This is a genomic window from Rathayibacter sp. VKM Ac-2804 (genome assembly GCF_009866655.1).
Lineage (GTDB): Bacteria > Actinomycetota > Actinomycetes > Actinomycetales > Microbacteriaceae > Rathayibacter.
The window spans coordinates 1,833,420-1,858,240 of sequence record NZ_CP047420.1 but is presented as its reverse complement, the minus strand read 5'-3'; the positions used below and the strand labels follow the sequence as shown (position 1 = coordinate 1,858,240).

Genomic DNA, 24,821 nt, shown 5'->3' with positions numbered 1-24,821 from the left:
TCAGTACCTCACTCGCGGGTCGATGAGCGCCGCGATGACGTCGACGATGAAGTTGGTCAGCGCCACGATCACGGCCAGCAGGGCGACGATGCCCTGCACGGCGACGAAGTCGCGCGCCTGGAGGTACTCGGCCAGCTGGAAGCCGAGGCCCTTCCACTCGAAGGTCGTCTCGGTGAGCACCGCGCCGCCCAGCAGCAGGGCGATCTGCAGGCCGATGACGGTGATGATCGGGATGAGCGCCGGGCGGTACGCGTGCGTGCGGACCAGGCGGAACTCGCTCACTCCGCGCGAGCGGGCGGCATCAACGTAGTCGGTGCCGAGGGTGCCGATCACGTTGGTGCGCACGAGGCGGAGGAAGATGCCGGCGGTCAGCAGGCCGAGCGCGACGGCCGGCAGCACGGCGTGCGAGAGCACGTCGGCGACGGCGGCGGGGTCGCCGGTCTGGATCGCGTCGATCAGGTAGATGCCGGTCTTGTTCTCGAGGAACTGCAGTGAGAGCTCGGTGTTCGTCGTCGCGCGACCGGCGACCGGGAACCACTTCAGCCAGACCGAGAAGACGAGCTTGAGCAGCAGCCCCGCGAAGAAGACGGGGGTCGCGTAGCAGAGGATCGCGAAGATGCGCAGGACCGCGTCGGGCGTGCGGTCGCGGTGGTAGGCGGCGAGCATCCCCAGCGGGATGCCGACGAGGAACGCCACGATCAGGGCGTAGAAGGCGAGCTCGACGGTCGCGGCGCCGTAGGTGACCAGCACCTCGGTGACCGGGCGGTTGTCGCTCAGGGTGGTGCCGAAGTCGCCGCGCAGCAGGTTGCCGAGGTACTCGAGGTACTGCACGATCAGCGGGCGGTCGTAGCCGGCGGCGGCCACGCGCTCGGCCAGCTGGTCGGCGGTGAGCCGACCGCCCAGCGCCGCGGTGATCGGGTCGCCCGTCGAGCGCATGAGCAGGAACACCATCGTCACGAGGATGAAGACGGTCGGGATGATGAGCAGGAAGCGGACGAGCAGATAGCGCCCGAGTCCTCCTCCGGAGCCGCGTGGTCGCCGGGTGGGCGCCGTCGCCGCAGCCGTCGTGGCTGTCGTCACGTGATGCCTTTCGTGGAGAACGGCCGGCGCCTCCCGGGTGGGGAGGCGCCGGCCGGAGGGGTGGATCAGCCCTTGCTGAGCGCCGCGTAGCGGAACTTGAACGAGGCGTCGAGGGTGTCCTCGGCTCCGCTCACGGTGCTGCCGACGATCGCGACCTGCGAGCCCTGGAGGTAGGGCAGGGTCGACAGCTGCGCCGCGACCTTGTCCTGGATCTCCTCGATCAGCGCGGTGCGCGCATCGGCGTCGGTGGTGGAGACCTGCTCGGCGATCAGGCTCTGCACGTCGGCGTCGTCGAAGTGGTTCGCGAGGAAGTTCTCCTTGATGAAGAACGGCGACAGGTAGTTGTCGGCGTCGGAGTAGTCCGGGAACCAGCCGAGCTGGTACGCCGGGTAGACGTCGCTCGAGCGGTCCTTGGAGTACTGGACCCACTCGGTCGTCTGCAGGTTGACGGTGAACAGGCCGGTCGACTCGAGCTGGTCCTTGATCAGCGCGTACTCGTCGCCCGAGGACGGACCGTAGTGGTCGTTCGAGTACTGCAGGTTGAGGGTGACCGGGGTGGTGACGCCCGCGGCCTGGAGCGTGGCGGCCGCCTTGTCGGCGTCGACACCGCCCTGGCCGTCGCCGTAGAGGCCCTTGAGGGACTCGGTCGCGCCGGTGAGGCCCTGGGGGACGTAGGAGTACAGCGGGGTGTAGGTGCCCTTGTAGACCTGGTCGGCGATCTCCTGGCGGTCGATCAGATCGGCCGCGGCCTGGCGGACGGCGAGCGCCTTGGCCGCGTCGGCCTCGGCGGTCGTCGCGCCGAACGGCTGCGTGTCGAAGTTGAAGACGATGTAGCGGATCTCGCCGCCGGGGCCGTCGACGACCTTGACGGCGTCGTTCCCGCGGAGGTCCTCGACGTCGGTCGCGGAGAGGCTCCGGTACGCGACGTCGATGTTGCCCTCCTGGATGTCCAGCTTGAGGTTCGAGCTGTCCGCGTAGTACTTGACGTTGACGGTGCCGGTCTTCGCCTCGCCGAGGACGCCCTGGTAGTCGTCGTAGGCCTTGTACTGGATGAGGTTGTTCACGTCGTAGTTGGCGATCGTGTACTGCCCGGCGAAGGCGTCGCCCGAGACGATGTCCTCGTCGGCGGTCAGCTCGTCGGCCGAGAAGACCTCCTCGTCCACGATCGGGCCCGCGGGGCTCGAGAGGATCTGCGGGAAGGTCTGGTCGTTCTCCGACTTCAGCGTGAAGACGACGGTGGTGTCGTCCGGCGCCGCGACGCTGTCGAGGTTCGCGAGGAGCGACGACGGGCCGTTCTCGGCCGCGATGGCGACCTGGCGGTCGAAGGAGAACTTGACGTCCGAGGAGGTCAGGTCGTGGCCGTTGGCCCACTTCAGGCCGTCCTTGAGCGTGACCGTGTACTCGGTCGGCGCCGTGAACTCGGCCGACTCGGCGATGTCGGGCTCGACGTCCGGGCTGCCGTAGGGGGTGTTCATCAGGAACGGGAATACCTGGTTCATCACGGCGAAGGAGCCGTTGTCGTACGAACCGGCGGGGTCGAGCGTGGTGATCTTGTCGGTGGTGCCGATGGTGAGCGTGCCGCCGGCGGCGCCGCCGGTCGAGTCCCCGCCGCCGGCGGAGCAGCCCGCCAGCACGAGCGCGACCGCGGCGAAGCCTGCTGCCGTGCCGAGTGCTCGCGAACCGCGAGTGAATCCGGATGTCATCTCCGTCTGCCTCTTCCTGTCAGAAATCGGATGCGGACCTCGGCGTGGAACGCGGTCCCGCGGCGCAGAGTCCGTCTCGCACGGGGTCCGTGCGGAGCGGTGTCGATCCGGCGCACTGTCCTTCAGGCGCACGGTGTTCTCTGGGCGCACGGGGGCCACGACGCTGAGCGCCCGCATTGCTGTTCCTCAGTGGTAACACATGCGGAAGCGCTCTCCGAACCGGCGGGAGCCGTCCGGCCGTTTCTTCACACGACTGCAACACGTCCCTCATCGAGGGCACGCGAGGCTCGCGGCGCCGTCACTCGGTGCGCAGGGCCCGCTTCTCGCGCTCCAGCTCGACCAGGCGGACCTGCACGGCGCGGGACAGCACCGGATCGGTCGAGGCGCGCTGCAGGGCGCCGCGCAGCTCCGCGATCTCGCGCAGCAGGTCGCGCTCGATCAGCGAGATCGCGACGTCCTTCGAGTAGCGGGCGAGGCCCGCCTCGTCGGCCGCCGGGATGGGCGCCACGGCGAGCTGGTGCACGAGCGAGGCGAACGGCCCCGGAACGTCGGCCGCCACGTGCTCGACCCAGTCGCGGTCCTGCGCGCGCTCGAGGTTGGCGACGACGGCGTCGCGGACGACGCGGAGGGTCTCGTTGGTGACCGCGGCGTGCGCGGCCCGGGCGAGCAGCGCCTCCCCCATCACCTGGGGCAGCTGCAGCATGGCCATCAGCGCCTCGCGCTCGATCCGCGTGACGACGTCGACCGGGAGGTCGGCGATCCTGGCGCCGGCCGGCGCCTCCGGGGCGTCCTCCTGCGGGCGCTCCTCGCGCCCGCCCGGCGCGTTGCGCGCGCGCGAGCCGGCGGAGCGGACGGCCGAGTTGACCTCGGACATGTCCAGGCCGAGCATCCGGGCCAGCTCGCGCGAGTAGCCGGGGCGCAGCGCCGGGTCGCGGATCTCGGCGACGACCGGGGCGGCGGCGCGCAGGGCGGCGATCCGGCCCTCGACCGTGTCGAGGTCGTAGCGGGCCAGCAGCTGCCGGATGACGAACTCGAACATCGGCTTCTTGTCGTCGATGAGGCGGCGGACGGCGTCGTCGCCGCGGTTGAGCCGCAGGTCGCAGGGGTCCAGGCCCTCGGGCGCGACGGCGACGAAGGTCTGCGCGGCGAAGCGGTGCTCCTCCTGGAACGCGCGCATGGCCGCCTTCTGGCCGGCGGCGTCCGGGTCGAAGGTGAAGACGACCTCGCCGACCCCGCTGTCGTCGCCGAGCACCCGGCGCAGGACCTTGATGTGGTCGACGCCGAAGGAGGTGCCGCAGGTCGCGACCGCCGTGGTGACGCCCGCGAGGTGGCAGGCCATCACGTCGGTGTAGCCCTCGACGACGACGACCCGGTGACCGCGGGAGATGTCGCGCTTGGCCAGGTCCAGCCCGTAGAGCACCTGCGACTTGTGGTAGACGGGCGACTCGGGGGTGTTCAGGTACTTCGGGCCCTTGTCCTCCTCGAGGAGGCGGCGCGCGCCGAAGCCGACGGTCTGACCCGTCACGTCGCGGATCGGCCAGACGAGCCGGCCGCGGAAGCGGTCGTAGACCCCGCCGCGGTTGCTGCTGCTGACGAGGCCCGCCGTGGTGAGCTCCTCCTCGGAGAAGCCGCGTCGCTTGAGGGCGGTGGTCAGACCGTCCCAGCCGTCGGGGGCGAAGCCGACGCCGAAGCGGTCGGCGGCCGCGCGGTCGAAGCCGCGCTCGCCGAGGAAGCGGCGCCCGACGTCGGCGCCGGGGGTGGCGAGCTGCTCGCGGAAGAACTCCTCGGCGGCGTTGTTCGCGGCGATGAGGCGGGCGCGTCCGCCGGTCTCGGGGGCCTGGCCGCCGCCCTCCTCGTACTGCAGCGGGAAGCCGATGCGGCCGGCGAGCCGCTCGACGGTCTCGCTGAAGGAGGTGTGGTCCATCTTCATGACGAAGCTGTAGACGTCGCCCGATTCCTGGCAGCCGAAGCAGTGGTAGAAGCCGGCCTGGGGGCGCACGTGGAAGCTCGGGCTGCGCTCGTCGTGGAACGGGCAGAGCCCCTTCAGCGAACCGACGCCCGCCGACTTCAGGGTGACGTACTCGCCGACGACGTCCGCGATGTTGACCCTGGCCTTGACCTCCTCGACATCCGTCTGTCGAATCCGAGGCATGCCCCCCATCGTATCCGCCGCCACCCGCCCCCCGGCCGAGTGCGCCGTTTCCGCCCCGCCCGCCGATCGAGCTGCCGCGGACCGCGGCGCCGTGCATGCCGGTCGAGTAGCCGCGGACCGCGGCGTGTCGAGACCCCCCTCCGCACACGTCGGTCTCGATACGGTCGCTCCGCGCCCTACTCGACCAGCATGCGAGGGCGGCCTACGGCCAGGGGACCGCTCATGTCGTCGTGCGCAGCACGCGACCCGCAAGCAGGAAGACTCGCGGCCTCGTCGTGCGAAGCACGCGACCAGCAAGGACCGCCCTTCGCGCGGGCACGGCGGAGCCGAACGGGTGATCCGCGTGCCAGCGGATCGCGCTAGGCGTTCGCGCCCCGCTCCGCGGAACGCACCACCCCGAGGAGCCGACCGCGCGGACGCCGGGCAGGGACCGGCGTCCGACGTGAGCGGGGCCGCGACCCGCTCACGTCAGTGGCACAGCCGCTCGAACCAGCTCAGGGCGCTCTGGTCGGTGAGGTTGGCGACCTGGTCGACGACGACCCTGCGGCGGGCGTCGTCGGTGCCGGCGGCGTTCCAGTCCTCGGCGAAGCCGGCGTCGAGGGCGCCGGCGCCGCGCTCGAGGAGGGTGTCGGCGAGGCGGGTGAGGACCTCGCGCTGCTGGGCGTAGATCGGCTGGCGGGTGTTCCGCGACATCACGAAGGTGGCGACGATGCCCTTAAGGACGGCGATCTCGGCCTGCTGCTCGCGGGGGACGACGACGTGGCCGCCGAAGCGGACGAGGTCGGGGTGGGAGTAGGCGTCCCGGGTGGCCTCGGTGGCGGAGGCGGCGAAGCGGCCGATGAGCTGGCTGGTGAGGTTCTTCAGCCGGGCCTGGTCGCGGCGGGAGCCGTCCCAGGAGTCGACCCAGACGTCGAGCGAGTCGAGGCGGTCGAACGCGGCGACGAGCTCGTCGTGGCCGATCTCGCCGCCGACCCAGGAGTGCATCGACTCGACGAGGTCGTCGTGATCCACGCGGGAGCCGAGCGCGGCGACGTCGATGTAGCCGGAGAACACGGCGTCCTCGAAGTCGTGGACCGAGTAGGCGATGTCGTCGGAGAGGTCCATCACCTCGGCCTCGATGCAGCGGACTCCCTCGGGGGCGCCCTCGCGCATCCAGGTGAAGGCGGGCTCGTCGTCGGCGTAGAAGCCGTACTTGGCGCGGCCGGACGGGTCGGCGACCGAGCGGGTGTCGGGCCACGGGTACTTGCAGCTGGCGTCGAGGCTCGAGCGCGTGAGGTTCAGGCCGTAGGGGCGGTCGTCGCCGCCGAAGACCTTCGGCTCGAGGCGGGTGAGCAGCCGGAAGGTCTGCGCGTTGCCCTCGAAGCCGCCGATCGACTCGGCCCAGGTGTTGAGGGCCCGCTCGCCGTTGTGGCCGAAGGGCGGGTGGCCGATGTCGTGCGCGAGGCAGGCGGTGTCGACGACGTCGGGGTCGAGGTCGAGGCTCGTGGCGAGCTCGCGGCCGATCTGGGCGACCTCGAGCGAGTGGGTCAGCCGGTTGCGGGCGAAGTCGACACCGGCGGTCGGGCTGAGCACCTGCGTCTTCGCAGCGAGGCGGCGGAGCGAGCTGGAGTGGAAGAGCCGGGCGCGATCGCGGGCGAAGTCGGAGCGGCGGGTGCTGTGGTCCTCCGGCAGGAACCGCTCGACGTCGACGAGCGAGTACCCCCAGAGCGCGCGATCATCCACCGCTGTGGTGGATCTCGGCGGCCGAGACGGCGTCGCGCTGGTCGGCGTTCAGCTCGCGGGACTCGAGCCAGCGGTCGGGCAGCGACGGCGTCTTCGGCGAGCCGGCGCGGCCGCGCTGGCCCTCGGCCGCCTCGCCGGGGTACGGCACGTCGGGATCGAGGGTGGCGAGCAGCTCGTCGAGCTCGGCGAGGGTGACCACGGAGGCCATCCGCGCGCGCAGGTCGCCGCCGACCGGGTAGCCCTTGAAGTACCAGGCGACGTGCTTGCGGATGTCGCGGCAGCCGCGCTCCTCGCTCTCGAAGAACTCGCAAATCAGCTGGGCGTGCCGGCGGAAGGCCGTGGCGACCTGGCCGAGGGTGGGCGTGAAGCGCTCGTCCGAGCCGGCGAACGCGGCGGCGAGGTCGCCGAAGAGCCACGGGCGGCCGAGGCAGCCGCGCCCGACGACGACGCCGTCGCAGCCCGTCTCGCTCATCATCCGCAGCGCGTCCTCGGCCGACCAGATGTCGCCGTTGCCCAGCACCGGCACGCTCGAGATCGCCTGCTTGAGGATCGCGATCGCCGACCAGTCGGCCTGGCCGCTGTAGAACTCGGAGGCGGTGCGCGCGTGCAGCGCGATGGAGGCGACTCCCGCGCCCTCCGCCGCCCGGCCGGCCTCGAGGTAGGTGAGGTGGTCGGAGTCGATGCCCTTGCGCATCTTGACGGTCAGCGGGACGTCGCCCGCGGCCCTCACCGCGCCCTCGACGATCTGCCGGAACAGCGGGAGCTTCCACGGCAGTGCCGCTCCCCCGCCCTTGCGGGTGACCTTGGCGACGGGGCAGCCGAAGTTGAGGTCGATGTGGTCGGCGCGGTCCTCCGCGACGAGCATGGTGACCGCCTCGGCGACCGTCTTCGGGTCGACCCCGTAGAGCTGGATCGAGCGGACCTTCTCGCTCGGGTGGTGACGGATGAGGCGCATCGACTCCGGGGTGCGCTCGACGAGCGCGCGGGACGTGATCATCTCGCTCACGTACAGGCCGTTCCCGAACTCGCGGCAGAGTCGGCGGAACGCCGTGTTGGTGATCCCGGCCATGGGCGCGAGGACGACGGGGGCGTCGAGTTCGAGGGGGCCGATCCGGAGCGCCGGCGCGGTGCGCGCGGGCGGGGCGGCCATGAGAGTGGAGGACATCGGTATCGATTCTCCCAGATCCTGTGTTGGGGAAGGCGAACGAGCGGAGAGGTGGGGACGGATGGACGGGAACGGCACCGTGGAGGACGGCACCGTGGAGAACGGCACCGTGCAGGACGGACCGACGCGTTTCGAGGCGGACGCGCGTGAGCGTGGACTCGACGTCGAGATCGTCGACCGCCCGGAGGCCGGGAGCCTGGCCGAGGCGGCCGCGCTGCTGGGCATCGAGCCCGGCTCGATCGTGAAGTCGCTGGTGGTGAAGCGCCACGACGGCGGCTTCGTCTTCGCGCTGGTGCCCGGCGGGCGGCAGATCTCCTGGCCGCTGCTGCGCGCGGTGGTCGGCGTGAACAAGCTGCGGCTGCCGGACGAGTCGGTGGCCCTGGAGGCGACGGGCTACCGCCGCGGCACCATCACGCCGATCGGCTCCACCACCGCCTGGCCCGTCGTCGCAGACGAGCGGATCGTCGGCCGCCGGATCGCGATGGGCGCAGGCACCAGCGGCCGGAGCGCCTTCGTCGAGGCGGACGCGCTGATCGCCGCCTACGGAGCGACCGTCGCCGACATCACGGTCGAGGAGCCCGCTCGCTGATCGCGGGAGCGGCAGGCGCCGGCACCGCGCAGACCCCGTCCTCGCAGATCGGCACGTCCGCCGCGCCGAGCATCTCGAACGGCGCGACCGGCGCTCGATCGGTCACGAGACGACCGCCCGCTGCGACAGCACGTGCTCGAGCACCTCGGTGAACGCGGTCGGCTCCTGCGCGCCCGAGACCCCGAAGCGGCCGTCGAGCACGAAGAACGGCACGCCGTTGATCCCGTACTCGCGGGCCTGCGCGATGTCGGACCGCACGTCGGCGAGGTGCCGCTGCTCGTCGAGCGCGCGCCGCACCTCGTCGGCGTCGAGGCCGACCTCCGCTGAGAGGGCGGCCAGGACGTCGGAGTCCGCGAGGTCGCGCCCCTCGACGAAGTAGGCCCGGAGCAGCCGCTCCTTGAGCTCGAGCTGCAGCCCGTTCGCCTTCGCGTGGTGCAGCGCCTGGTGCGCCCGGACGGTCTTCACGTGCACGACCGACTCGAAGTGGTAGTCGAGGTCGACGCCCGCCGCGATCGCGGTCACCGAGTCGAGCATCTGCTGCGCCTGCTCGAGCGGGACGCCCTTGTGCTGCGCGAGGAACTCGGCAGTGCCGCCGCGGTAGTCCTCCGGCGTCTCCGGCGACAGCTCGAAGCTGCGGTACTCGACCGCGACCTCGGGCGCGTCGGGGTTCGCGGCGCGGAACGCCGCCAGCCCCCGCTCGAACTTCCGCTTGCCGATATAGCACCAGGGGCACGCGATGTCGGACCAGATGTCGACGGTGATGGGGGTCTGCGCTTCGCTCACTCCGAGGACAACCGCCGCCGCCGGGAGCTATTCCCGGAGGACCCGGACGAGCTCGTCGACGTCGGACTCGTCGTTCCAGAGGTGGAAGGCGACCCGCAGGCGCCCGCCGCGGCCCGAGACGCGCAGCCCTGCGGCCTGCAGGCGCGCCAGGTCGGCGCCGTCCTGGTCCGGCCAGGAGACGATCGCCCGGTGCTGCGGCGGCCGGTCGAGGCGCTCGCAGAGCTGATCCCCCAGCCCGGAGGCGCGCGCCCAGACGGCGGAGAGATCGAGGGAGCGGAACAGCTCGAGCGACGCCTCCGCCCCGACGAACGCCTGCCAGGCGGGCGAGACGTCGAAGCGGCGGGCGTTCTCGGCCAGGTGCATCGCCGGTCCGTAGCAGGAGGACCAGACGTCCTCCCCCGAGTACCAGCCGGCCTGCACCGGCAGCAGCTCGGCCGCGTACTCCGGCGAGACGGTGAGGAAGGCGACACCGCGCGGCGAGCAGAGCCACTTGTAGGCGTGGGTGAGGGTCGCGTCGAAGCGGGAGGCGTCGACCGGCAGCACGCCCGCCGCCTGGGTCAGGTCGCAGGCCGTGCGCACACCGTGTCGGGCGGCGGCCTCGACGACCGCATCCAGATCGGCGAGCGCCCCGCTGCTCGACTGCACGGCCGAGAAGACGACGAGGTCGTCGGCGTCCTCGATCGAGTCCGCCAGCGCCTCCAGCGGCACGGAGCGCACCACGACGCCGCGGTGAGCCTGGGCGAGGAAGGGGAAGACGATCGAGGAGAAGTCTCCGTCGATGCAGAGGACGTGCGCGCCGTCCGGGAGCGAGGCCGCGAGGACGGCCGCCATCGCCGAGGTCTGCGAGCCGATCGCGACCCGGTCGACCGGCACTCCGGCGATGTCGGCGAAGGCGGCGCGCGCGCGCTCGGCGACGGCGCCGTAGCCCGCGGCGGTGTTCTCGCCGGCGGACCACTCGTCGAGATCGGCGCGCAGCGCGTCGGCGGTCGCGCGCGGCGGCAGCCCCAGCGTGCAGGCGTTGTGATAGCCGCGGGCGCCGGGGAACAGCGCTCGGAGATCGGCGGGGGCCGGAGGTGCGGTGCTCACCCTCCGAGGATCCCCCTCGGCGCCCGGATCGCCAACCTCGCGGCGGCTCCGGGCGCGTCGTGCGTCACCGTGCCGCGAGGGCGTGCGCCTGCTCGATCAGCGCGACCACGGCTCTCGCCTCGCGGACGTCGACCGGCGACGGGGCCCCGTCGAGCAGCGTGCGGGCGACTCCGGCGAGGAAGGCGGCGTAGTGCCCGCGCTCGCTCGGGACGGCCGCGCTCCCGTGCTCGTCGACGAGCGCTCCCTCCGCGCCGGCGGGGACGACGCCGAAGTCCTCGTCCAGCGGAGTCGCACCGCCGCTGCGCAGCGCGCCCTCCTGCGGGTCGAGGCCGTCGACCGAGAAGGCGGCGCGCGTCCCGAGCACCCGGAAGCGAGGTGCGCAGGCGCGGGCGACCCGGCTCATCGTCAGGTGCGAGCGCACGCCGGACTCGTGGAGCAGCGAGACGAAGGCGTCGTCCTCGCTCGCACCGCCCTCGTGCACGACGCGGGTCTCCGCGGCGGTGACGACGGCCGGGCCGAAGAGCACCAGAGCCTGGTCGACGAGGTGGCTGCCGAGATCGAAGAGGATGCCGCCGCCCTGCTCCGGCCCGATCGCCGTCTGCCAGCGGCCGGTCTTCGGGGCGCTCCAGCGCTCGAAGGTCGACTCGAAGCGGATCACGTCGCCGAGCGCGCCCTCCGCCAGGAGCCTGCGCAGGGTGAGGAAGTCGGCGTCCCACCGGCGGTTCTGGAAGACGAAGACGGGCGCCCCGCCCGCCTCGGACGCGGCGAGGATCGCGTCGACGTCCGCCGTGCTCGGCGCGAACGGCTTGTCGATCACCACCGCGACTCCGGCGGCGAGCACCTGCTCGGCCTGCTCGCGGTGCACGGAGGGCGGTGTCGCGAGGACGACCAGGTCGGGCCGCTCAGCGAGCACCTCGTCGAGCCCGGCGACGATCCGCGCGCCGGGATGCGCGTCCGCCGCCGCCGCCGCTCGCTCGGGGTCGCTCGTCGAGATCGCGACCAGCGCGACGTCCGGTTCCGCCTCCAGGAACGGAGCGTGGAAGACGCGGCCCGCGAGCCCGTAGCCGACGAGTCCGACGCGGACGGTCCCACCCCCGGTCATGCCGACGCCCCCGGCACGTCGACCGCGCCGCCGAAGCGGCGGGTGCGGCCGGCGTAGTGCTCGATCGCGCCCCAGAGGTCCTCGCGGGTGAAGTCGGGCCAGAGCCGGTCGAGGAAGACCATCTCGGCGTAGGCGCTCTGCCAGAGCAGGAAGTTGCTGGTGCGCTGCTCGCCGGAGGAGCGCACGAAGAGGTCGACGTCCGGCATGTCCGGCAGATAGAGCGCCTTGCCGATCGTCTTCTCGGTGATGCCGGACGGCTTCAGCCGGCCGGCCGCGACCTCGGCCGCGATCCGCTGCACCGCGTCGGCGATCTCGGTGCGGCCGCCGTAGTTGACGCACATCGTCAGCGTGAGGACGTCGTTGCCCGCGGTCAGCTTCTCGGCGTACTGCAGCTCGTTGACGACCGACGCCCAGAGCCGGGGCTTCCGGCCGGCCCAGCGCACGCGGACGCCCCACTCGTTGAGCTGGTCGCGGCGGCGGTGCAGCACGTCGCGGTTGAAGCCCATCAGGAAGCGCACCTCGTCGGGCGAGCGCTTCCAGTTCTCGGTAGAGAAGGCGTAGACGCTGAGGTGCTTCACGCCGATCTGGATCGCTCCCGCGACCACGTCGAGCAGCGACGCCTCGCCGCGCTTGTGGCCCTCCACCCGCGTCAGCCCACGGGAGTTGGCCCAGCGGCCGTTGCCGTCCATCACGATCGCGACGTGCTCGGGGACGGCCTTGCGCGGCAGCTCCGGCGGGTGCACGCCGGTCCAGTCGAGGGGGCGGAACGCCACGGCGTCCTTGTGGGTGAAGGGCTTCATCGGGTGACGTGCTCCAGAGATCTCAGTCCGCGCTCGAGGTGCCACTGGGTGTAGGCGGCGACCACGCCGCTCGCTCGGGAGCGGGTCGAGGGCTCCGTCGTCTCGGCGTGCCCCCAGTCTCCCGTGAGCAGGGCGCCGAGGAGGACGACCACCTCGGGGGCGACCCGCGGGGCGCCGGGCGGTGTGCAGTCCTCGCAGACGACCCCGCCGAGCTGGACGACGACCGCGCCGTGCGGGCCGGGCGCACCGCAGCGGGCGCAGTCCTCGAAGCTCGGCGCCCAGCCGGCGATCGAGAGGGCGCGCAGCAGGTAGGAGTCGAGGGTGAGCACCGGCTCGTGCTCGTGCTTCGAGAGCGAGCGCAGGGCGCCGACGAGCAGCAGGTACTGCTGCAGCGAGGCGTCCGCGTCGGTGAGCCGGTCGGCCGTCTCGACCATCGCGCTCGCCGCGGTGTAGCTGTCGTAGTCGGCGGCGATGATCGCGCCGTAGGCGCCGAGCGACTCGGCCTGGGTGACGATGTCGAGGCTCCGGCCCTCGTAGAGCTGGAGGTCGGCCACCATGAACGGCTCGAGCCGCGAGCCGAACTTGGAGCCCGTCTTGCGCACGCCCTTCGCGACCGCGCGGATCTTGCCGTGGCTTCGCGAGAGCAGCGTCACGATGCGGTCGGCCTCGCCCAGCTTGTGGGTGCGCAGCACGACGGCTTCGTCACGGTAGGTGGGCATGGACTCGATTATCCTCCCCACCCCTGACAAGCCGGCGGTGCCGCCGCCCCCGCCCGGCCTGCGCCGTGGAACGATGTCCCGGTGGCAGCCTCCCTCTTCGAGATCCCCGCCTGGGCCGACCTCCTCGCCATCGCGATCGGCTGCCTGCAGGGCGCGATGTTCGCGGGCGAGTTCCGCGACCGGCGGATCGACCTGCTCGGGGTCACGATCATCGGCACGGCGACGGGACTCGGCGGCGGCGTGCTGCGCGACCTGCTGCTGCAGACACCGCTCGTGGCGCTGCACACCAACGCCTACCTGATCGTCGCGGTGACGGCCTCGCTCTTCGGGATGCTGCTGCAGCACGTGCTCAACCGCGTCGACGGCACGATCACGGCGCTCGACGCTCTGACGATCGGCCTCTTCGGCGCGATCGGCACGACGAAGGCGCTCTCGCTCGGCGTTCCGGAGGTGCCCGCGGTGTTCGTCGGGACCGTCTCGGCCGTCGGCGGGTCGGTGATCCGCGACATCCTGCTGAACCGGCCGATCGCCCTGATGCACGTGGGCTCGCTCTACGCGATCGCCGCGACGGGCGGCACGGTGGTGCTGGTGGTCGCGCTGCGGTTCGGGATGGTGATCGACTACGCGGCGCCGATCGCGGTGCTCGTCACGGCGGTCATCCGGCTGCTGGCGGTGCGCTACGGCTGGAGCCTGCCCGAGCAGCGGGCGCTGAGCCGGGTGCCGCGCCTCGGCTGGCGCAAGCGCGGCTGAGAGCGGATGCACGTCGGAGCGGTCCGCGGAAGCCCGGGCCCGTGTCGGGGGTCCGACCTAGGGTGGGCAGCATGACTGCCGCAGGCACCACGACCGACCGACACGACGTGCTGATCATCGGCGGGGGGAACGCGGGGCTCTCGGTCGCGGGGCGACTGCGCCGCTACGGGGTCGACGACGTCGCGGTGATCGAGCCGCGCGAGACGCACCTCTACCAGCCGATGTTCTCCCACGTCGCGGGCGGCACCGCTCCCGCCTCGAAGGCGACCCGGCCGCAGGGCTCGGTGACGCCGAAGGGAGTGACCTGGATCCGCGATCGCGTCGAGGCGATCGATCCCGCCGCGAAGTCGGTCACCCTCGCCTCCGGTCGGCAGGTCGGCTACGGCGATCTGGTCGTCTGCCCCGGCATCCAGAAGGACTGGGACGCGGTGCCCGGGCTGGCAGAGGCGATGGCGTCGCCGGTCGGCGTCTCGAACTACGAGTTCGACTACGCGCGGAAGGCGTCGAGCGTGCTCCGCGGAGTCCGCTCCGGCACGGTCGTCTTCACCCAGCCCAGCGGCCCCGGCACCTGCTCGGGCGCCTCGCAGAAGCCGATGTACCTCGCGTGCGACTACTGGCGCGAGATCGGCGTGCTCGACGACATCCACGTCGTGCTCGTCGTGCCGACGCCCACGATGTTCGGCATGCCGCTCATCGACGCGGAGCTCGAGCGCAAGGTGGCGGAGTACGGCATCGACGTGCGCTACAGCCGCGAGCTGGTCTCCGTCGACGCCGAGCAGCGGACCGTGGTCATCGCCGGGGACGATCACCGCGGCGCGCAGCTGGGCGTCGACCACGACGCGGGGCAGGTCGGCACCGAGCAGCGGGAGACGCTCTCCTACGACGTGCTGCACGCGGTGCCCCCGCAGTCGGCACCCGATTGGCTCGCGGACACCGGGCTGACCGCGGAGGCGGAGGTCGGCGGCTTCGTCGAGGTCGATCCTCTGACGCTGCGCCACCCGCGCCACCCCGAGGTCTGGGCGCTCGGCGACGCCGCGGCGACCACGAACTCCAAGTCGGGCGGCGCGCTCCGGCAGCAGACGAAGACCCTGGCGAAGAACCTCGTCGCGGCGCGCAAGGGGAAGCCGCTCCCCCAGGTCTACAACGGCTACTCGGTCTGCCCGTTCGTCGTCTCGCGCTCGACGGTCGTCTTCGCGGAGTTCGACGACCGGTACCGCCCGAAGCCGACCATCCCGTTCTGGAAGGGTCTCGCGAAGGAGCGCCGGCTCACCTTCCTCGCCGACCGCTACCTGCTCCCCTGGGTCTACTGGAACCTCATCCTGCAGGGCCGCGCTTGACGGCACTGCGCCACGGCCTCACGAGCAGCCGCGGAACGCGGCGTCCTCATGCTGGTCGAGCAGCCGCGGCACGCGGCGTCCTCATGCTGGTCGAGCAGCCGCGGCACGCGGCGTCCTCATGCTGGTCGAGTAGCCGCGGCACAAGGCGTATCGAGACCGACCGCCGCATGGACGTCGGTCTCGATACGCCCGCTCTGCGGGCTACTCGATCAGCCGATGAGGCTCAGGCCGAGGCCGTCGCCAGTTCGCGGTCCGGGGCCTCCTCGCGCAGGGCGCGGTTGACGGCCGAGACGATCGCCTTGAGCGAGGCGGTCGAGATGTCGGCGTCGACGCCCACGCCCCAGAGGGTGCGGCCGTTGACCGAGCACTCGACGTAGGAGGCGGCCAGTGCGTCGCCTCCGGCGCTGAGAGCGTGCTCGACGTAGTCGAAGACGCGGACCTCGACGCCGTGCTGCGCCAGCACCGCCTCGAAGGCGTTGATCGGGCCGTTGCCGGTCGCGCTCGCCGTCACCGTCTCGTCGCCGACCCGCAGCACGGCGTCGAGCGCGATCGAGCCGCCCAGGTCGCTCGAGGTGCTCGTGCGGGTCAGCTCGAAGCGGCCCCACTTGTCCTCGGCGCGGTGCGCGGGCGCGGGCAGGTACTCGTCCTGGAAGATCGTCCAGATCTGCTCGCTGGTGACCTCGCCGCCCTCGGCGTCCGTCTTGGCCTGCACGACGGCGGAGAACTCGATCTGCAGGCGGCGCGGCAGGTCCAGCGCGTGGTCGGTCTTCAGCAGGTAGGCGACGCCGCCCTTGCCGGACTGCGAGTTGACGCGGATGACCGCCTCGTAGGAGCGGCCGAGGTCCTTCGGGTCCACCGGCAGGTAGGGCACCGCCCAGGTCAACTCGTCGCGGCTGACGCCGGTGCGCTCCGCCTCGGCCTCCATCGCCTCGAAGCCCTTCTTGATGGCGTCCTGGTGCGAGCCGCTGAACGCGGTGAAGACGAGGTCGCCGGCCCAGGGGCTGCGCTCGGGCACGGCCAGCTGGTTGCAGTACTCGGCCGTGCGCTTGATGCCGTCCATGTCGCTGAAGTCGATCTGCGGGTCGATGCCCTGGGTGAACAGGTTCACGCCCAGCGCGACCAGGTCGACGTTGCCGGTGCGCTCGCCGTTGCCGAAGAGGCAGCCCTCGATGCGGTCCGCGCCGGCCAGGTAGCCCAGCTCGGCCGCGGCGACCGCGGTGCCGCGGTCGTTGTGCGGGTGCAGCGAGACGATGATGTTCTCGCGCTGGGCCAGGTTGCGGCACATCCACTCGATCGAGTCCGCGTAGACGTTCGGCGTCGCCATCTCGACCGTGGCGGGCAGGTTGAGGATGACCTTGCGGTCCGGGGTCGGCTCGAAGACCTCGACCACGCGGTCGCAGATCTCGCGGGCGAAGTCGAGCTCGGTGCCGGTGTAGCTCTCGGGCGAGTACTCGTAGTAGACGACGGTGCCGGGCACCGACGCCTCCATCTCGCGGCACTTGCGCGCCCCGGCGAGGGCGATGTCGATGATGCCCTGGCGGTCCTTGCGGAAGACGACCTCGCGCTGCAGCACGCTCGTCGAGTTGTAGAGGTGCACGATCGCCTGGCGGGCCCCGCGGATCGACTCGTAGGTGCGCTCGATCAGGTGATCGCGCGCCTGGGTCAGCACCTGGATGGTGACGTCCTCCGGGATCGCGTCCTCCTCGATGAGGCTGCGGACGAAGTCGAAGTCGGTCTGGCTCGCGCTCGGGAAGCCGACCTCGATCTCCTTGTAGCCCATGCGGACCAGGAGGTCGAACATGATCCGCTTGCGCTCGGGGCTCATCGGGTCGATCAGCGCCTGGTTGCCGTCGCGCAGGTCGACGGCGCACCAGCGCGGGGCATTGGTGATGCGCTTCGCCGGCCAGGTGCGGTCGGGCAGCTCGACGACGATCTGCTCGTGGAACGGCTTGTACTTGCCGATCGGCAGCGACGACGGCTTCTGGGTGTTCTTCATGAGGGTGCTCTCCCGGCGCGCGAACGCGCCTGTCTCTCGTCTCGCGGGGATCCGGATGCGGATCGAACCACGCGGGTGGTCTGTGGTGACGATGGGTCTGATTCAGCCGACGACGGACTCCGCGACGAGGAGGGCCTGAGGATCAGATCTCGTCGCGGCGGCTAAGAAGGAGCAGACCGATGCGCACGCGACCACGGTAGCACTGCCCCCGCGGCGCGGCACCCACCGGCACCACCGCGGCGCGGACGTCGCCCTCAGGCCACGAGCCCGTTCTCGTAGGCGTAGACGACCAGCTGCACCCGGTCGCGCAGCCCGAGCTTGCCGAGGGTCCGGCTGATGTGCGTCTTCACTGTCGCCTCGCTGAGGAACTCGGCTCGCGCGATCTCGGTGTTGCTGAGGCCACGGGCGGCGAGGTGGAAGATCTCGCGCTCGCGGTCGGTCAGCGTGCCGAACGCGGCCGGAGTCTCCCGGCCGCTGCCCGGTGCGCCGAAGTGCTCGAAGAGCTCGCGGGTCGCCGAGGCGGCGACTACCGCGGTGCCGGCGTGCACGGTGCGGACCGAGGCGAGCAGGAAGCCCGGCTCGGTGTCCTTGAGCAGGAACCCGCTCGCCCCGGCGCGGATCGCGCGGGCGGCGGCCTCGTCCAGGTCGAACGTGGTGAGCACCAGGATGCGCGGCGGCTCCACGCCCTTCTCCGCGGCGTCGGCGAGGATCCGCCGCGTCGACTCGATGCCGTCGACGCCCGGCATCCGGATGTCCATCAGCACCACGTCCGGAGCCAGCCGGCCGACGATCTCCGCGCCCTCCGCGCCGTCGGACGCCTCGCCGACCACCTCGAGGTCCGGCTGCGAGCTCAGCAGCATGCGGATGCCGGCGCGGAAGAGCGCCTGGTCGTCGACGAGGACGAGGCGGATGGTGTCGGTCATGCGGGGTGGCCTCCAGAGGCGACGGTCAGGGCGGGGGACGAGGAGGCGGGCAGGCGTGCGTCGACCACGAAGTCGTCGCCCTCGGGGCCGGCGCGGAGCACGCCGCCGACGAGTGCGGCGCGCTCGCGCATGCCGACCAGGCCGTGGCCCTCCCCCGGCACGCGCGCGGCGGCCTCGGCATCGGCGCAGCGCGCGTTGCGCACCGTCAGGACGATGTCGCCTGACTCGCGGCGGAGGGCGACGTCGAGCGGGGAGCCGGGCCGGCCGTGCCGGAGCGCGTTCGTCGTCGCCTCCTGCACGATGCGGTAGAGCGCCAGGCCGATGCCGCGCGGCACCGTCTCGAGGTCGACCTCGAGCTCCGAGCGCAGCTGCGTCCCGGCTCCGGCGACGCTCTCGAGCAGCGCCGGCAGGTCGCGCGCCTCGGGCTGCGGTCCGTCGCTCTGGCTGTGCCGCAGCTGCGCGAGGAGGACGCGCACGTCGCCGAGCGCGTCGCGGGCGACCGAGGAGATGGTGAGCAGGGCGGCGTCGGTCTGCGCGGGGCTGGACGCACCGAGGTAGCGGGCGCCGTCCGCCTGCGCGATGACGACGGCGAGCGAGTGCGCCACGACGTCGTGCATGTCCCGCGCGATCCGGTTGCGCTCCTCGACCGTGTCGAGCTCGCGCTGCGCCGCCGCGCGCTCGCGCTCCGCCTCGGCGCGGAGGGTCTGGCCCTCCCGTGCCCGCCGGACGGAGCGGGAGAGCAGGCCGACCGTCCAGGAGAGCCCGAGCGTGGCGAGGATCCCGCCGAACACCGCTCCCCCGGTCAGGATCGGCGAGGGGATGGACTGCACGAGTCGGAAGACGATGATCAGGTAGACGACGGCGACGACCGCGCCGAGCACCGCGGACACGGCTCCTGCGGCCCGGGTCCGCCGCCGGTCCGAGGCGCCGGTGCCGAAGAGCACGGCGAGGATCGCGAGGTCGCCTGGGCCCGGGGCCAGCTGCAGCCCCATCTGGAGGATCGCGCCGGCCCAGGCGATCGCAAGGGCGAGCGCCGGCGCTCGGCGGTGCAGGACGAGCGCCACGGCCAGGACTCCGCCGACGACCGGCTGGAGCGAGCCATCGGGCGCGGCGAAGGGAACGGTCGAGATCAGCAGGAGCAGGAGCGCCTGCCAGCCGGCGGCGCCCACGGCGAAGTCGTCCTGCGGACCGGCGATGCGCACCATGAGCGCGTCGATCCTGTCGTCCCCGCCGACCGGCCGGCGCAGCCCTCCGCGCCAGGCGAGCACATCGGCGCCGGCGAGCAGGCCGGCGACGACGAGCGCGGTGAGCGCACGGAAGAGGAGGACCTCGTCGGCGCTCGCCTCGTCCGCGAGGATCTGCGCGGTACCGTTCAGCGCGGCGACGAGGCCGCCGATGCCGGCGAGCAGGAGGGCGCCGACCAGCGTCAGCGTTCGGGTCCACGGACCGAGCCGGCGCGCCGACGACCAGAGGACGACGAGGCCCACCAGGACGGCGTCGACGGGCACGCCGAGCAGCGTGACGCCGCCGCCGGTGATCGCTCCGACGGCGACGAGGGACGGCGCGAGGGCGGGCAGGAGCGCGGCGACGGCCAGCCCGAGCGCGATGAGCAGACCACCGCTGAGCAGGCCCGGATCGACGAGGCCCGCGGCGCTCAGCCCGAGGTGGAGGAGCGCGAGCAGCGCTCCCGCGATCGGGAGCGTCGCGGGACGATCGAGCAGCGCGCGCATGCGCCCCACGCTACGCGTCGGCAGCACGGCGCGGCGTCGTCCCGGAGGGTGACGGCGATCCCCCTGCCGATGCGGCGTCCCCGGTCACGAAGGGCTCAGAAGCCGAGGCGGCCGAGCAGCTTGGGGTCGCGCTGCCACTCCTTGGCGACCTTCACCCGGATGGAGAGGAAGACGCGCCGGCCGAGCAGCCGCTCGATCTGCTCGCGCGACACCGCGCCCACCTCGCGCAGGCGCTGGCCGCCCTTGCCGATGATGATGCCCTTCTGGCTGTCGCGCTCGACGAAGACGTTCGCGTAGATGTCGATGAAGGAGCCGTCCTCACGCTCGACCATGTCGTCGAGCGTCACGGCGAGCGAGTGCGGCAGCTCGTCGGAGACGCCCTCGAGCGCCGCCTCGCGGATGAACTCCGCGATGCGCGAGCCCGTGTCCTCATCGGTCACGGCCTCCTCGGGGTACAGCGCCGGCGAGACCGGCATGAGGCGCAGCAGCTCCGCGGCGAGGACGTCGAGCTGCTCCTCGGTGACCGCCGAGATCGGCACGATCGTGTCCCACTCGCGCAGCTCGGAGACGGCGAGCAGCTGCTTCGCGACGGACTTCTTCGAGGAGAGGTCGACCTTGGAGACGATCGCGACCTTGCGGGCGCGCGGGAACGACTCAAGCTGCTCGTTGATGAAGCGGTCGCCGGGGCCGATCGGCTCGTCGGCCGGGAAGAGCATCCCGATCACGTCGACGTCGCCGAGCGTCGAGGTGACGAGGGAGTTGAGCCGCTCGCCGAGCAGGGTGCGCGGGCGGTGGATGCCCGGGGTGTCCACCACGATCAGCTGGCCGTCGGGGCGGTGCACGATGCCGCGGATGGCGCGGCGGGTGGTCTGCGGCTTCGAGCTGGTGATGGCGATCTTCTCGCCGACCAGCGCGTTCGTCAGGGTCGACTTGCCCACGTTCGGGCGGCCGACGAACGACACGAAGCCCGCCCGGTAGGGAGTGCTGGGGGTGCTCTGGTCGGTCATCGTGCGTCCTCGTCCTGGTGGTCTGTCTCCGCGACGACCGGAACCGGTCCGGTGCTGGTCTCGCCTGAGGGATCGTAGTCGGGATCGCGCCGCACGATGACGGTCGAGATGGTGCCGCGGCGGGGATCCGCCTGCTCGGCCTCGAGGATCACCCCGTCGATCCGGGCGGTCGCGCCGCGCTCGGGCAGGCGGCCGTAGGCCTTGGTGAGCAGTCCGCCGACCGAGTCGACGTCGTCGTCCTCGAGGTCGAGCTCGAACAGCTCGCCCAGCTCGTCGACGGGCAGCCGGGCCGAGACCCGGTAGACGCCCGGCTCGGTCTCCTCGAAGAGGTCGACCTCGCGGTCGTACTCGTCCGAGATGTCGCCGACCAGCTCCTCGATCAGGTCCTCGAGCGTTACCAGCCCGGCGATGCCGCCGTACTCGTCGACCACCATGGCGAGATGGTTGGACTCGAGCTGCATCTGGCGCAGCAGCTCGTCGGCCTTCTTCGACTCCGGCACGAACAGCGCCGGGCGGGCGAGGTCGGCCGCGGAGTCGTCGTCGTCCGGGCGCTCGTAGGTGTGCCGGGCGACGTCGCGGAGGTAGAGCACGCCGAGCACGTCGTCGACGCCGTCGCCGATGACGGGCAGGCGGGAGATGCCGCGGCTGAGCAGCAGGCCCATGCCGGCGCCGACCGAGGCACCCGCCTCGATCGTGACCATGTCGGTCCGGGGCACCATCACCTCGCGCACCAGCGTGTCGTTGAACTCGAAGATCGAGTGGATGAGCTCGCGGTCGTCCTGCTCGAGGACCGACTGCTCGGTCGCCTCGTCGACCATGCTCAGCAGCTGCTCCTCGGAGGAGAAGCCTGCCGAGCGGCCGGTGCCCGGGGTGACCCGGTTGCCCAGCGCGACGAGGCCGTGGGCGACCGGACCGAGCGCGACCCGCAGCACGTGCACGAGCGAGGCGCTGGAGCCGAGCACGGCGCGGGCGTGCGCGCGGCCGACGCTGCGCGGGCTCGAGCCGACCAGCACGAACGAGACGGCCGCCATGATCAGGATCGCGAGCAGGAGCGCCAGCCAGAGCGCGTCGACCACGACGACGAGCACGGTGGTGACGAAGACGGCGGCCGTGGTCTCGGCCGCGATCCGGGTGAAGTTGACGACGTTGACGTGCGCGCTCATGTCGCCGGCGATGGCCCGCAGGGCGCGGGAGCTGCGCGAGTGGTGCGCCATCTCGAGGACGTCGCTGCGCGAGAGCACGCCGAGCGCCGCGTCGGTGGCGGCGAGCCAGCCGCCGAGGGCGACGAGGCCGAGGGCGGCGATGAGGAGCTGGACGGTGAGCACGCCGGGCCTAGCGGCGTCGCTCGCTGATGTGGAACCCGACGAGGATGTCGCGCTGGATGCCGAACATCTCGCGCTCCTCCTCCGGCTCCGCGTGGTCGAAGCCGAGCAGGTGCAGCAGCCCGTGCGCGGTCAGCAGCAGCAGCTCGTCGAGCACGGAGTGGCCGGCCGCCTCGGCCTGGTTCTGCGCCACCTGCGGGCACAGCACGATGTCGCCGAGCAGGCCGGCCGGGGTCTGCTCGTCCTCGGTGCCGGGGCGCAGCTCGTCCATCGGGAAGCTCAGCACGTCGGTGGGGCCGGGCTCGTCCATCCACTGCACGTGCAGCTGCTCCATCGCGCCCTCGTCGACCAGCACGATCGCGAGCTCGGCGTCGGGGTGCACGTGCAGCGAGTCGAGCGCGTAGCCCGCGAGGCGCAGCAGGGTCGCCTCGTCCACGGGGATGCTCGACTCGTTGTTGATCTCGATGCTCACGGGGTGCGGGGTTCCTTCGGTCGGGAGGGTGCTCGGCGGGAGGGCGGTGCGGAGACGGGGAGTGCCGTGCTCAGGCGCGCGGCCGCTTGGGCTGCGCGTCGCCGGTCGACCGGGTGGCCGCCCGGCGCTCGGCGCGGGCCGCGAACTCGCGGGCCTGCTCGCGCTCGAAGCTCTGCGCCTGCTTCTGCTGGTCGTACTCGGTGTAGGCGTCCACGATCCGGCCGACGAGGCTGTGGCGGACCACGTCCTCGCTGGTCAGCCGCGCGAAGTGGATGTCGTCGATGTCGTCGAGCACCCGGGTCACCAGGCGGAGACCGCTGGAGCCGGCGGGGAGGTCGACCTGGGTGATGTCGCCCGTGATCACCATCTTCGAGCCGAAGCCGAGGCGGGTGAGGAACATCTTCATCTGCTCCGGCGTGGTGTTCTGCGCCTCGTCCAGCACGACGAACGACGTGTTCAGCGTGCGGCCGCGCATGTACGCCAGCGGGGCGACCTCGATCGTTCCCGCCGCGAGGAGCTTCGGGACGATCTCCGGGTCCATCATCTCGTTCAGCGCGTCGTAGAGCGGGCGCAGGTACGGGTCGATCTTGTCGGTGAGCGAGCCCGGCAGGTAGCCGAGCCGTTCCCCTGCCTCGACCGCGGGGCGGGTCAGGATGATCCGCTCGACCTCCTTGCGCTGCAGGGCCTGCACCGCCTTGGCCATCGCGAGGTAGGTCTTGCCGGTGCCGGCGGGGCCGATGCCGAAGACGATCGTGTTCTGATCGACGGCGTCGACGTACTCGCGCTGCCCGAGGGTCTTGGGGCGGATGCTCTTCCCGCGCGCCGTGAGGATGGCCTGGCCGAACGCGTCCGCGGGACGCACCGGCCCGCCGTTCTCGAGGATGCGCGCGGACTCGCGCACGCCCTCCGGGTCGAGGTCGTGGCCGCCTGCCGTCATGAGCACCAGTTCTTCCACCAGGCGCGCCGCCGCGGCGACGGGGACGCCCTCGCCGTCGAGGGTCACCTCGTTGCCGCGCACGTGCACCTGGACATCGGGGAATCGCGATTCGACCGCCCGGATGAGGCGGTCCTGAGGTCCGAGGAGACGCACCATGGCGACTCCGTCGACGGCGATGACGCGGTGCGTCCCGCCGGTGGTGCCGTCCGCAGGGTCTTGAAGGGGCATCGGCTCCGCGGAGCCGGGTCGAGTGGGGTTCGGGCCCGCGGAGCCGTCGTCCGCGTGATCAACCGGTGGCAAGGGAGCCTTCCGTCAGGTGGCCGCCCAGGACGTGGGCGTGGACGTGGAACACGGTCTGACCGGCCTCTTCGCCGGAGTTGAAGACCAGCCGGAACTGGCCGTTGCTGTGCGCGTCGGCGAGCGTCTGCGCGACCCGGGCGATCTCGGCGAGCAGTGCCGGGTCGCCCGCGGCGAGCTCGGCGACGTTCGCGTACTCCTGGGTCTTCGGGAAGATCAGCAGGTGCACGGGGGCCTTGGGCGCGATGTCCTGGATCGCGAGGATCCGCTCGTTCTCGAACACCACGTCGGCGGGGATCTCTCCGCGGACGATGCGCGTGAAGACAGTGGGCTCGGTCATGCGTCCATCTTAAACGGCGGGGCGACCCGGGCGGGGGCGCGTTCGCCCAGGGCGCGCGGATCGGCGGGGGTCACCAGCGGCCGAGCCGGGCCGACAGCACGGCGATCGCGGCCGGGCCGGCGGTCGAGGTGCGCAGGACGGAGTCGCCGAGCGCGACGGCCTCGGCCCCGGCATCGGCCAGCGCGCGGAGCTCCTCCGCGGCGATGCCGCCCTCGGGGCCGACGACCAGCACGAGGTCGCGCCCGTCCGGCTCGATCGCGGTGAGGCGCTCGCCCGCCGACGGCTCGAGCACGAGCACGCGCGCCGTCGCCGCACGGTCCACGAGCGCGCGGAGGCCGACGACCGCCGACACCTCCGGCACCCGGGCGCGGAGCGACTGCTTGCTCGCCTCGCGGACGATGCTGCGCCAGCGCTCGCGGCCCTTCTCCTCCTTGACGCCCGACCAGCGCGAGACGGAGCGCGCAGCCTGCCACGGCACCACCTCGTCCACGCCCAGCTCGGTCGCGGCCTGGATCGCCAGCTCGTCGCGGTCGCCCTTCGCGAGCGCCTGCACGAGCACGAGCCGCGGGCTCGGCGCGGGCACCTCCTCGACCGAGACGACGCCGAGGACGACGCGCGACGCCTCCGCGCTCTCGACGACGGCGACCGCGACCCGGCCGCGGCCGTCCCCGATGCGGACGCTCTCGCCGGCGCGGATCCGGCTGACGGTCGCGAGGTGGCGCGCCTCCGCGCCCGAGAGCTCCAGCCGCTCCCCGGCGACGAAGTCCCCGGAGTCGAGGGACTCGTCGATGTAGTGGTGCGCCACGCCG

At 72.2% G+C, this 24,821-nt stretch carries 22 protein-coding genes; 3 read left to right on the top strand and 19 right to left on the bottom strand.

Annotated features, from left to right (window positions below; all coding sequences use genetic code 11):
- The 5 genes from GTU73_RS08660 to dusB form a co-directional block, all read right to left on the bottom strand.
- Positions 1-1,080 (bottom strand): ABC transporter permease, encoded by a 1,080-nt coding sequence (locus GTU73_RS08660; RefSeq protein WP_123445640.1) that lies wholly within the window; start codon positions 1,078-1,080, stop codon positions 1-3.
- Between the two features lie 65 nt (positions 1,081-1,145).
- A complete protein-coding gene (locus GTU73_RS08655) occupies positions 1,146-2,783 on the bottom strand; it encodes an ABC transporter substrate-binding protein (RefSeq protein ID WP_160088665.1) in 1,638 nt (545 codons plus the stop codon).
- 298 nt (positions 2,784-3,081) lie between these two features.
- A complete protein-coding gene (dnaG, locus tag GTU73_RS08650; RefSeq protein ID WP_160088663.1) occupies positions 3,082-4,935 on the bottom strand; it encodes a DNA primase in 1,854 nt (617 codons plus the stop codon).
- A gap of 468 nt (positions 4,936-5,403) precedes the next feature.
- A complete protein-coding gene (locus GTU73_RS08645) occupies positions 5,404-6,657 on the bottom strand; it encodes a deoxyguanosinetriphosphate triphosphohydrolase (RefSeq protein WP_160088661.1) in 1,254 nt (417 codons plus the stop codon).
- Complete coding sequence (dusB, locus tag GTU73_RS08640; RefSeq protein ID WP_208543752.1) at positions 6,650-7,822, bottom strand: tRNA dihydrouridine synthase DusB; 1,173 nt, start codon at positions 7,820-7,822, stop codon at positions 6,650-6,652. The genes GTU73_RS08645 and dusB overlap by 8 nt, the downstream gene beginning before the upstream one ends.
- A gap of 61 nt (positions 7,823-7,883) precedes the next feature.
- Between dusB and GTU73_RS08635 the strand changes: the two genes are divergently transcribed.
- Positions 7,884-8,411: a YbaK/EbsC family protein gene (locus tag GTU73_RS08635; protein ID WP_160088659.1), complete on the top strand. Its 528-nt coding sequence runs from the start codon at positions 7,884-7,886 to the stop codon at positions 8,409-8,411.
- 102 nt (positions 8,412-8,513) lie between these two features.
- On the opposite strand, the gene GTU73_RS08630 is transcribed toward GTU73_RS08635, so the two are convergent.
- The 5 genes from GTU73_RS08630 to recO all read right to left on the bottom strand — a co-directional run bounded on the left by GTU73_RS08630 (position 8,514) and on the right by recO (position 12,901).
- Positions 8,514-9,194, bottom strand: a complete 681-nt coding sequence (locus GTU73_RS08630; protein WP_160088657.1) for a DsbA family oxidoreductase — start codon at positions 9,192-9,194, stop codon at positions 8,514-8,516.
- A gap of 27 nt (positions 9,195-9,221) precedes the next feature.
- The gene (locus GTU73_RS08625; RefSeq protein ID WP_160088655.1) at positions 9,222-10,280 is read right to left on the bottom strand and encodes an aminotransferase class V-fold PLP-dependent enzyme; all 1,059 of its coding nucleotides are present in this window, start codon (positions 10,278-10,280) and stop codon (positions 9,222-9,224) included.
- A gap of 64 nt (positions 10,281-10,344) precedes the next feature.
- Complete coding sequence (locus GTU73_RS08620) at positions 10,345-11,382, bottom strand: Gfo/Idh/MocA family oxidoreductase (RefSeq protein ID WP_160088653.1); 1,038 nt, start codon at positions 11,380-11,382, stop codon at positions 10,345-10,347.
- Positions 11,379-12,182: an isoprenyl transferase gene (locus GTU73_RS08615; protein WP_160088651.1), complete on the bottom strand. Its 804-nt coding sequence runs from the start codon at positions 12,180-12,182 to the stop codon at positions 11,379-11,381. The genes GTU73_RS08620 and GTU73_RS08615 overlap by 4 nt, the downstream gene beginning before the upstream one ends.
- The gene (gene recO, locus GTU73_RS08610; RefSeq protein ID WP_160088649.1) at positions 12,179-12,901 is read right to left on the bottom strand and encodes a DNA repair protein RecO; all 723 of its coding nucleotides are present in this window, start codon (positions 12,899-12,901) and stop codon (positions 12,179-12,181) included. The genes GTU73_RS08615 and recO overlap by 4 nt, the downstream gene beginning before the upstream one ends.
- Positions 12,902-12,982: 81 nt before the next feature.
- Between recO and GTU73_RS08605 the strand changes: the two genes are divergently transcribed.
- The gene (locus tag GTU73_RS08605; protein WP_244231824.1) at positions 12,983-13,651 is read left to right on the top strand and encodes a TRIC cation channel family protein; all 669 of its coding nucleotides are present in this window, start codon (positions 12,983-12,985) and stop codon (positions 13,649-13,651) included.
- A gap of 71 nt (positions 13,652-13,722) precedes the next feature.
- A complete protein-coding gene (locus GTU73_RS08600; protein WP_160088647.1) occupies positions 13,723-14,988 on the top strand; it encodes an FAD-dependent oxidoreductase in 1,266 nt (421 codons plus the stop codon).
- 223 nt (positions 14,989-15,211) lie between these two features.
- On the opposite strand, the gene leuA is transcribed toward GTU73_RS08600, so the two are convergent.
- The 9 genes from leuA to GTU73_RS08555 all read right to left on the bottom strand — a co-directional run bounded on the left by leuA (position 15,212) and on the right by GTU73_RS08555 (position 24,817).
- Positions 15,212-16,984: a 2-isopropylmalate synthase gene (leuA, locus tag GTU73_RS08595; RefSeq protein ID WP_160088645.1), complete on the bottom strand. Its 1,773-nt coding sequence runs from the start codon at positions 16,982-16,984 to the stop codon at positions 15,212-15,214.
- Between the two features lie 254 nt (positions 16,985-17,238).
- Positions 17,239-17,907, bottom strand: coding sequence for a response regulator transcription factor (locus GTU73_RS08590; RefSeq protein WP_160088643.1), 669 nt, complete (start codon positions 17,905-17,907; stop codon positions 17,239-17,241).
- Positions 17,904-19,637 (bottom strand): histidine kinase, encoded by a 1,734-nt coding sequence (locus GTU73_RS08585; protein ID WP_160088641.1) that lies wholly within the window; start codon positions 19,635-19,637, stop codon positions 17,904-17,906. Before GTU73_RS08585 ends, GTU73_RS08590 begins: the two co-directional genes overlap by 4 nt.
- Positions 19,638-19,732: 95 nt before the next feature.
- Positions 19,733-20,644: a GTPase Era gene (gene era / locus GTU73_RS08580; RefSeq protein WP_160088639.1), complete on the bottom strand. Its 912-nt coding sequence runs from the start codon at positions 20,642-20,644 to the stop codon at positions 19,733-19,735.
- Complete coding sequence (locus GTU73_RS08575; protein ID WP_160088637.1) at positions 20,641-21,969, bottom strand: hemolysin family protein; 1,329 nt, start codon at positions 21,967-21,969, stop codon at positions 20,641-20,643. Before GTU73_RS08575 ends, era begins: the two co-directional genes overlap by 4 nt.
- Positions 21,970-21,976: 7 nt before the next feature.
- Complete coding sequence (gene ybeY, locus GTU73_RS08570; protein WP_160088627.1) at positions 21,977-22,438, bottom strand: rRNA maturation RNase YbeY; 462 nt, start codon at positions 22,436-22,438, stop codon at positions 21,977-21,979.
- A 70-nt stretch (positions 22,439-22,508) separates the two neighbouring features.
- Positions 22,509-23,603: a PhoH family protein gene (locus GTU73_RS08565; protein ID WP_160088625.1), complete on the bottom strand. Its 1,095-nt coding sequence runs from the start codon at positions 23,601-23,603 to the stop codon at positions 22,509-22,511.
- Between the two features lie 58 nt (positions 23,604-23,661).
- A complete protein-coding gene (locus GTU73_RS08560; protein ID WP_160088623.1) occupies positions 23,662-24,012 on the bottom strand; it encodes a histidine triad nucleotide-binding protein in 351 nt (116 codons plus the stop codon).
- A gap of 70 nt (positions 24,013-24,082) precedes the next feature.
- Positions 24,083-24,817, bottom strand: a complete 735-nt coding sequence (locus GTU73_RS08555; RefSeq protein WP_160088621.1) for a 16S rRNA (uracil(1498)-N(3))-methyltransferase — start codon at positions 24,815-24,817, stop codon at positions 24,083-24,085.
- Between the last annotated feature and the right edge of the window lie 4 nt (positions 24,818-24,821).

Excerpts from the sequence above, each read along its gene's own strand:
- dusB (WP_208543752.1), bottom strand. The coding sequence starts at position 7,822 with ATGTCCTCCACTCTCATGGCCGCCCCGCCCGCGCGCACCGCGCCGGCG.
- GTU73_RS08620 (WP_160088653.1), bottom strand. The coding sequence starts at position 11,382 with ATGACCGGGGGTGGGACCGTCCGCGTCGGACTCGTCGGCTACGGGCTC.
- leuA (WP_160088645.1), bottom strand. The coding sequence starts at position 16,984 with ATGAAGAACACCCAGAAGCCGTCGTCGCTGCCGATCGGCAAGTACAAG.
- GTU73_RS08635 (WP_160088659.1), top strand. The coding sequence starts at position 7,884 with ATGGACGGGAACGGCACCGTGGAGGACGGCACCGTGGAGAACGGCACC.
- GTU73_RS08590 (WP_160088643.1), bottom strand. The coding sequence starts at position 17,907 with ATGACCGACACCATCCGCCTCGTCCTCGTCGACGACCAGGCGCTCTTC.
- GTU73_RS08655 (WP_160088665.1), bottom strand. The coding sequence starts at position 2,783 with ATGACATCCGGATTCACTCGCGGTTCGCGAGCACTCGGCACGGCAGCA.
- GTU73_RS08615 (WP_160088651.1), bottom strand. The coding sequence starts at position 12,182 with ATGAAGCCCTTCACCCACAAGGACGCCGTGGCGTTCCGCCCCCTCGAC.
- GTU73_RS08600 (WP_160088647.1), top strand. The coding sequence starts at position 13,723 with ATGACTGCCGCAGGCACCACGACCGACCGACACGACGTGCTGATCATC.
- dnaG (WP_160088663.1), bottom strand. The coding sequence starts at position 4,935 with ATGCCTCGGATTCGACAGACGGATGTCGAGGAGGTCAAGGCCAGGGTC.
- era (WP_160088639.1), bottom strand. The coding sequence starts at position 20,644 with ATGACCGACCAGAGCACCCCCAGCACTCCCTACCGGGCGGGCTTCGTG.
- GTU73_RS08585 (WP_160088641.1), bottom strand. The coding sequence starts at position 19,637 with ATGCGCGCGCTGCTCGATCGTCCCGCGACGCTCCCGATCGCGGGAGCG.
- recO (WP_160088649.1), bottom strand. The coding sequence starts at position 12,901 with ATGCCCACCTACCGTGACGAAGCCGTCGTGCTGCGCACCCACAAGCTG.
- GTU73_RS08560 (WP_160088623.1), bottom strand. The coding sequence starts at position 24,012 with ATGACCGAGCCCACTGTCTTCACGCGCATCGTCCGCGGAGAGATCCCC.
- GTU73_RS08565 (WP_160088625.1), bottom strand. The coding sequence starts at position 23,603 with ATGCCCCTTCAAGACCCTGCGGACGGCACCACCGGCGGGACGCACCGC.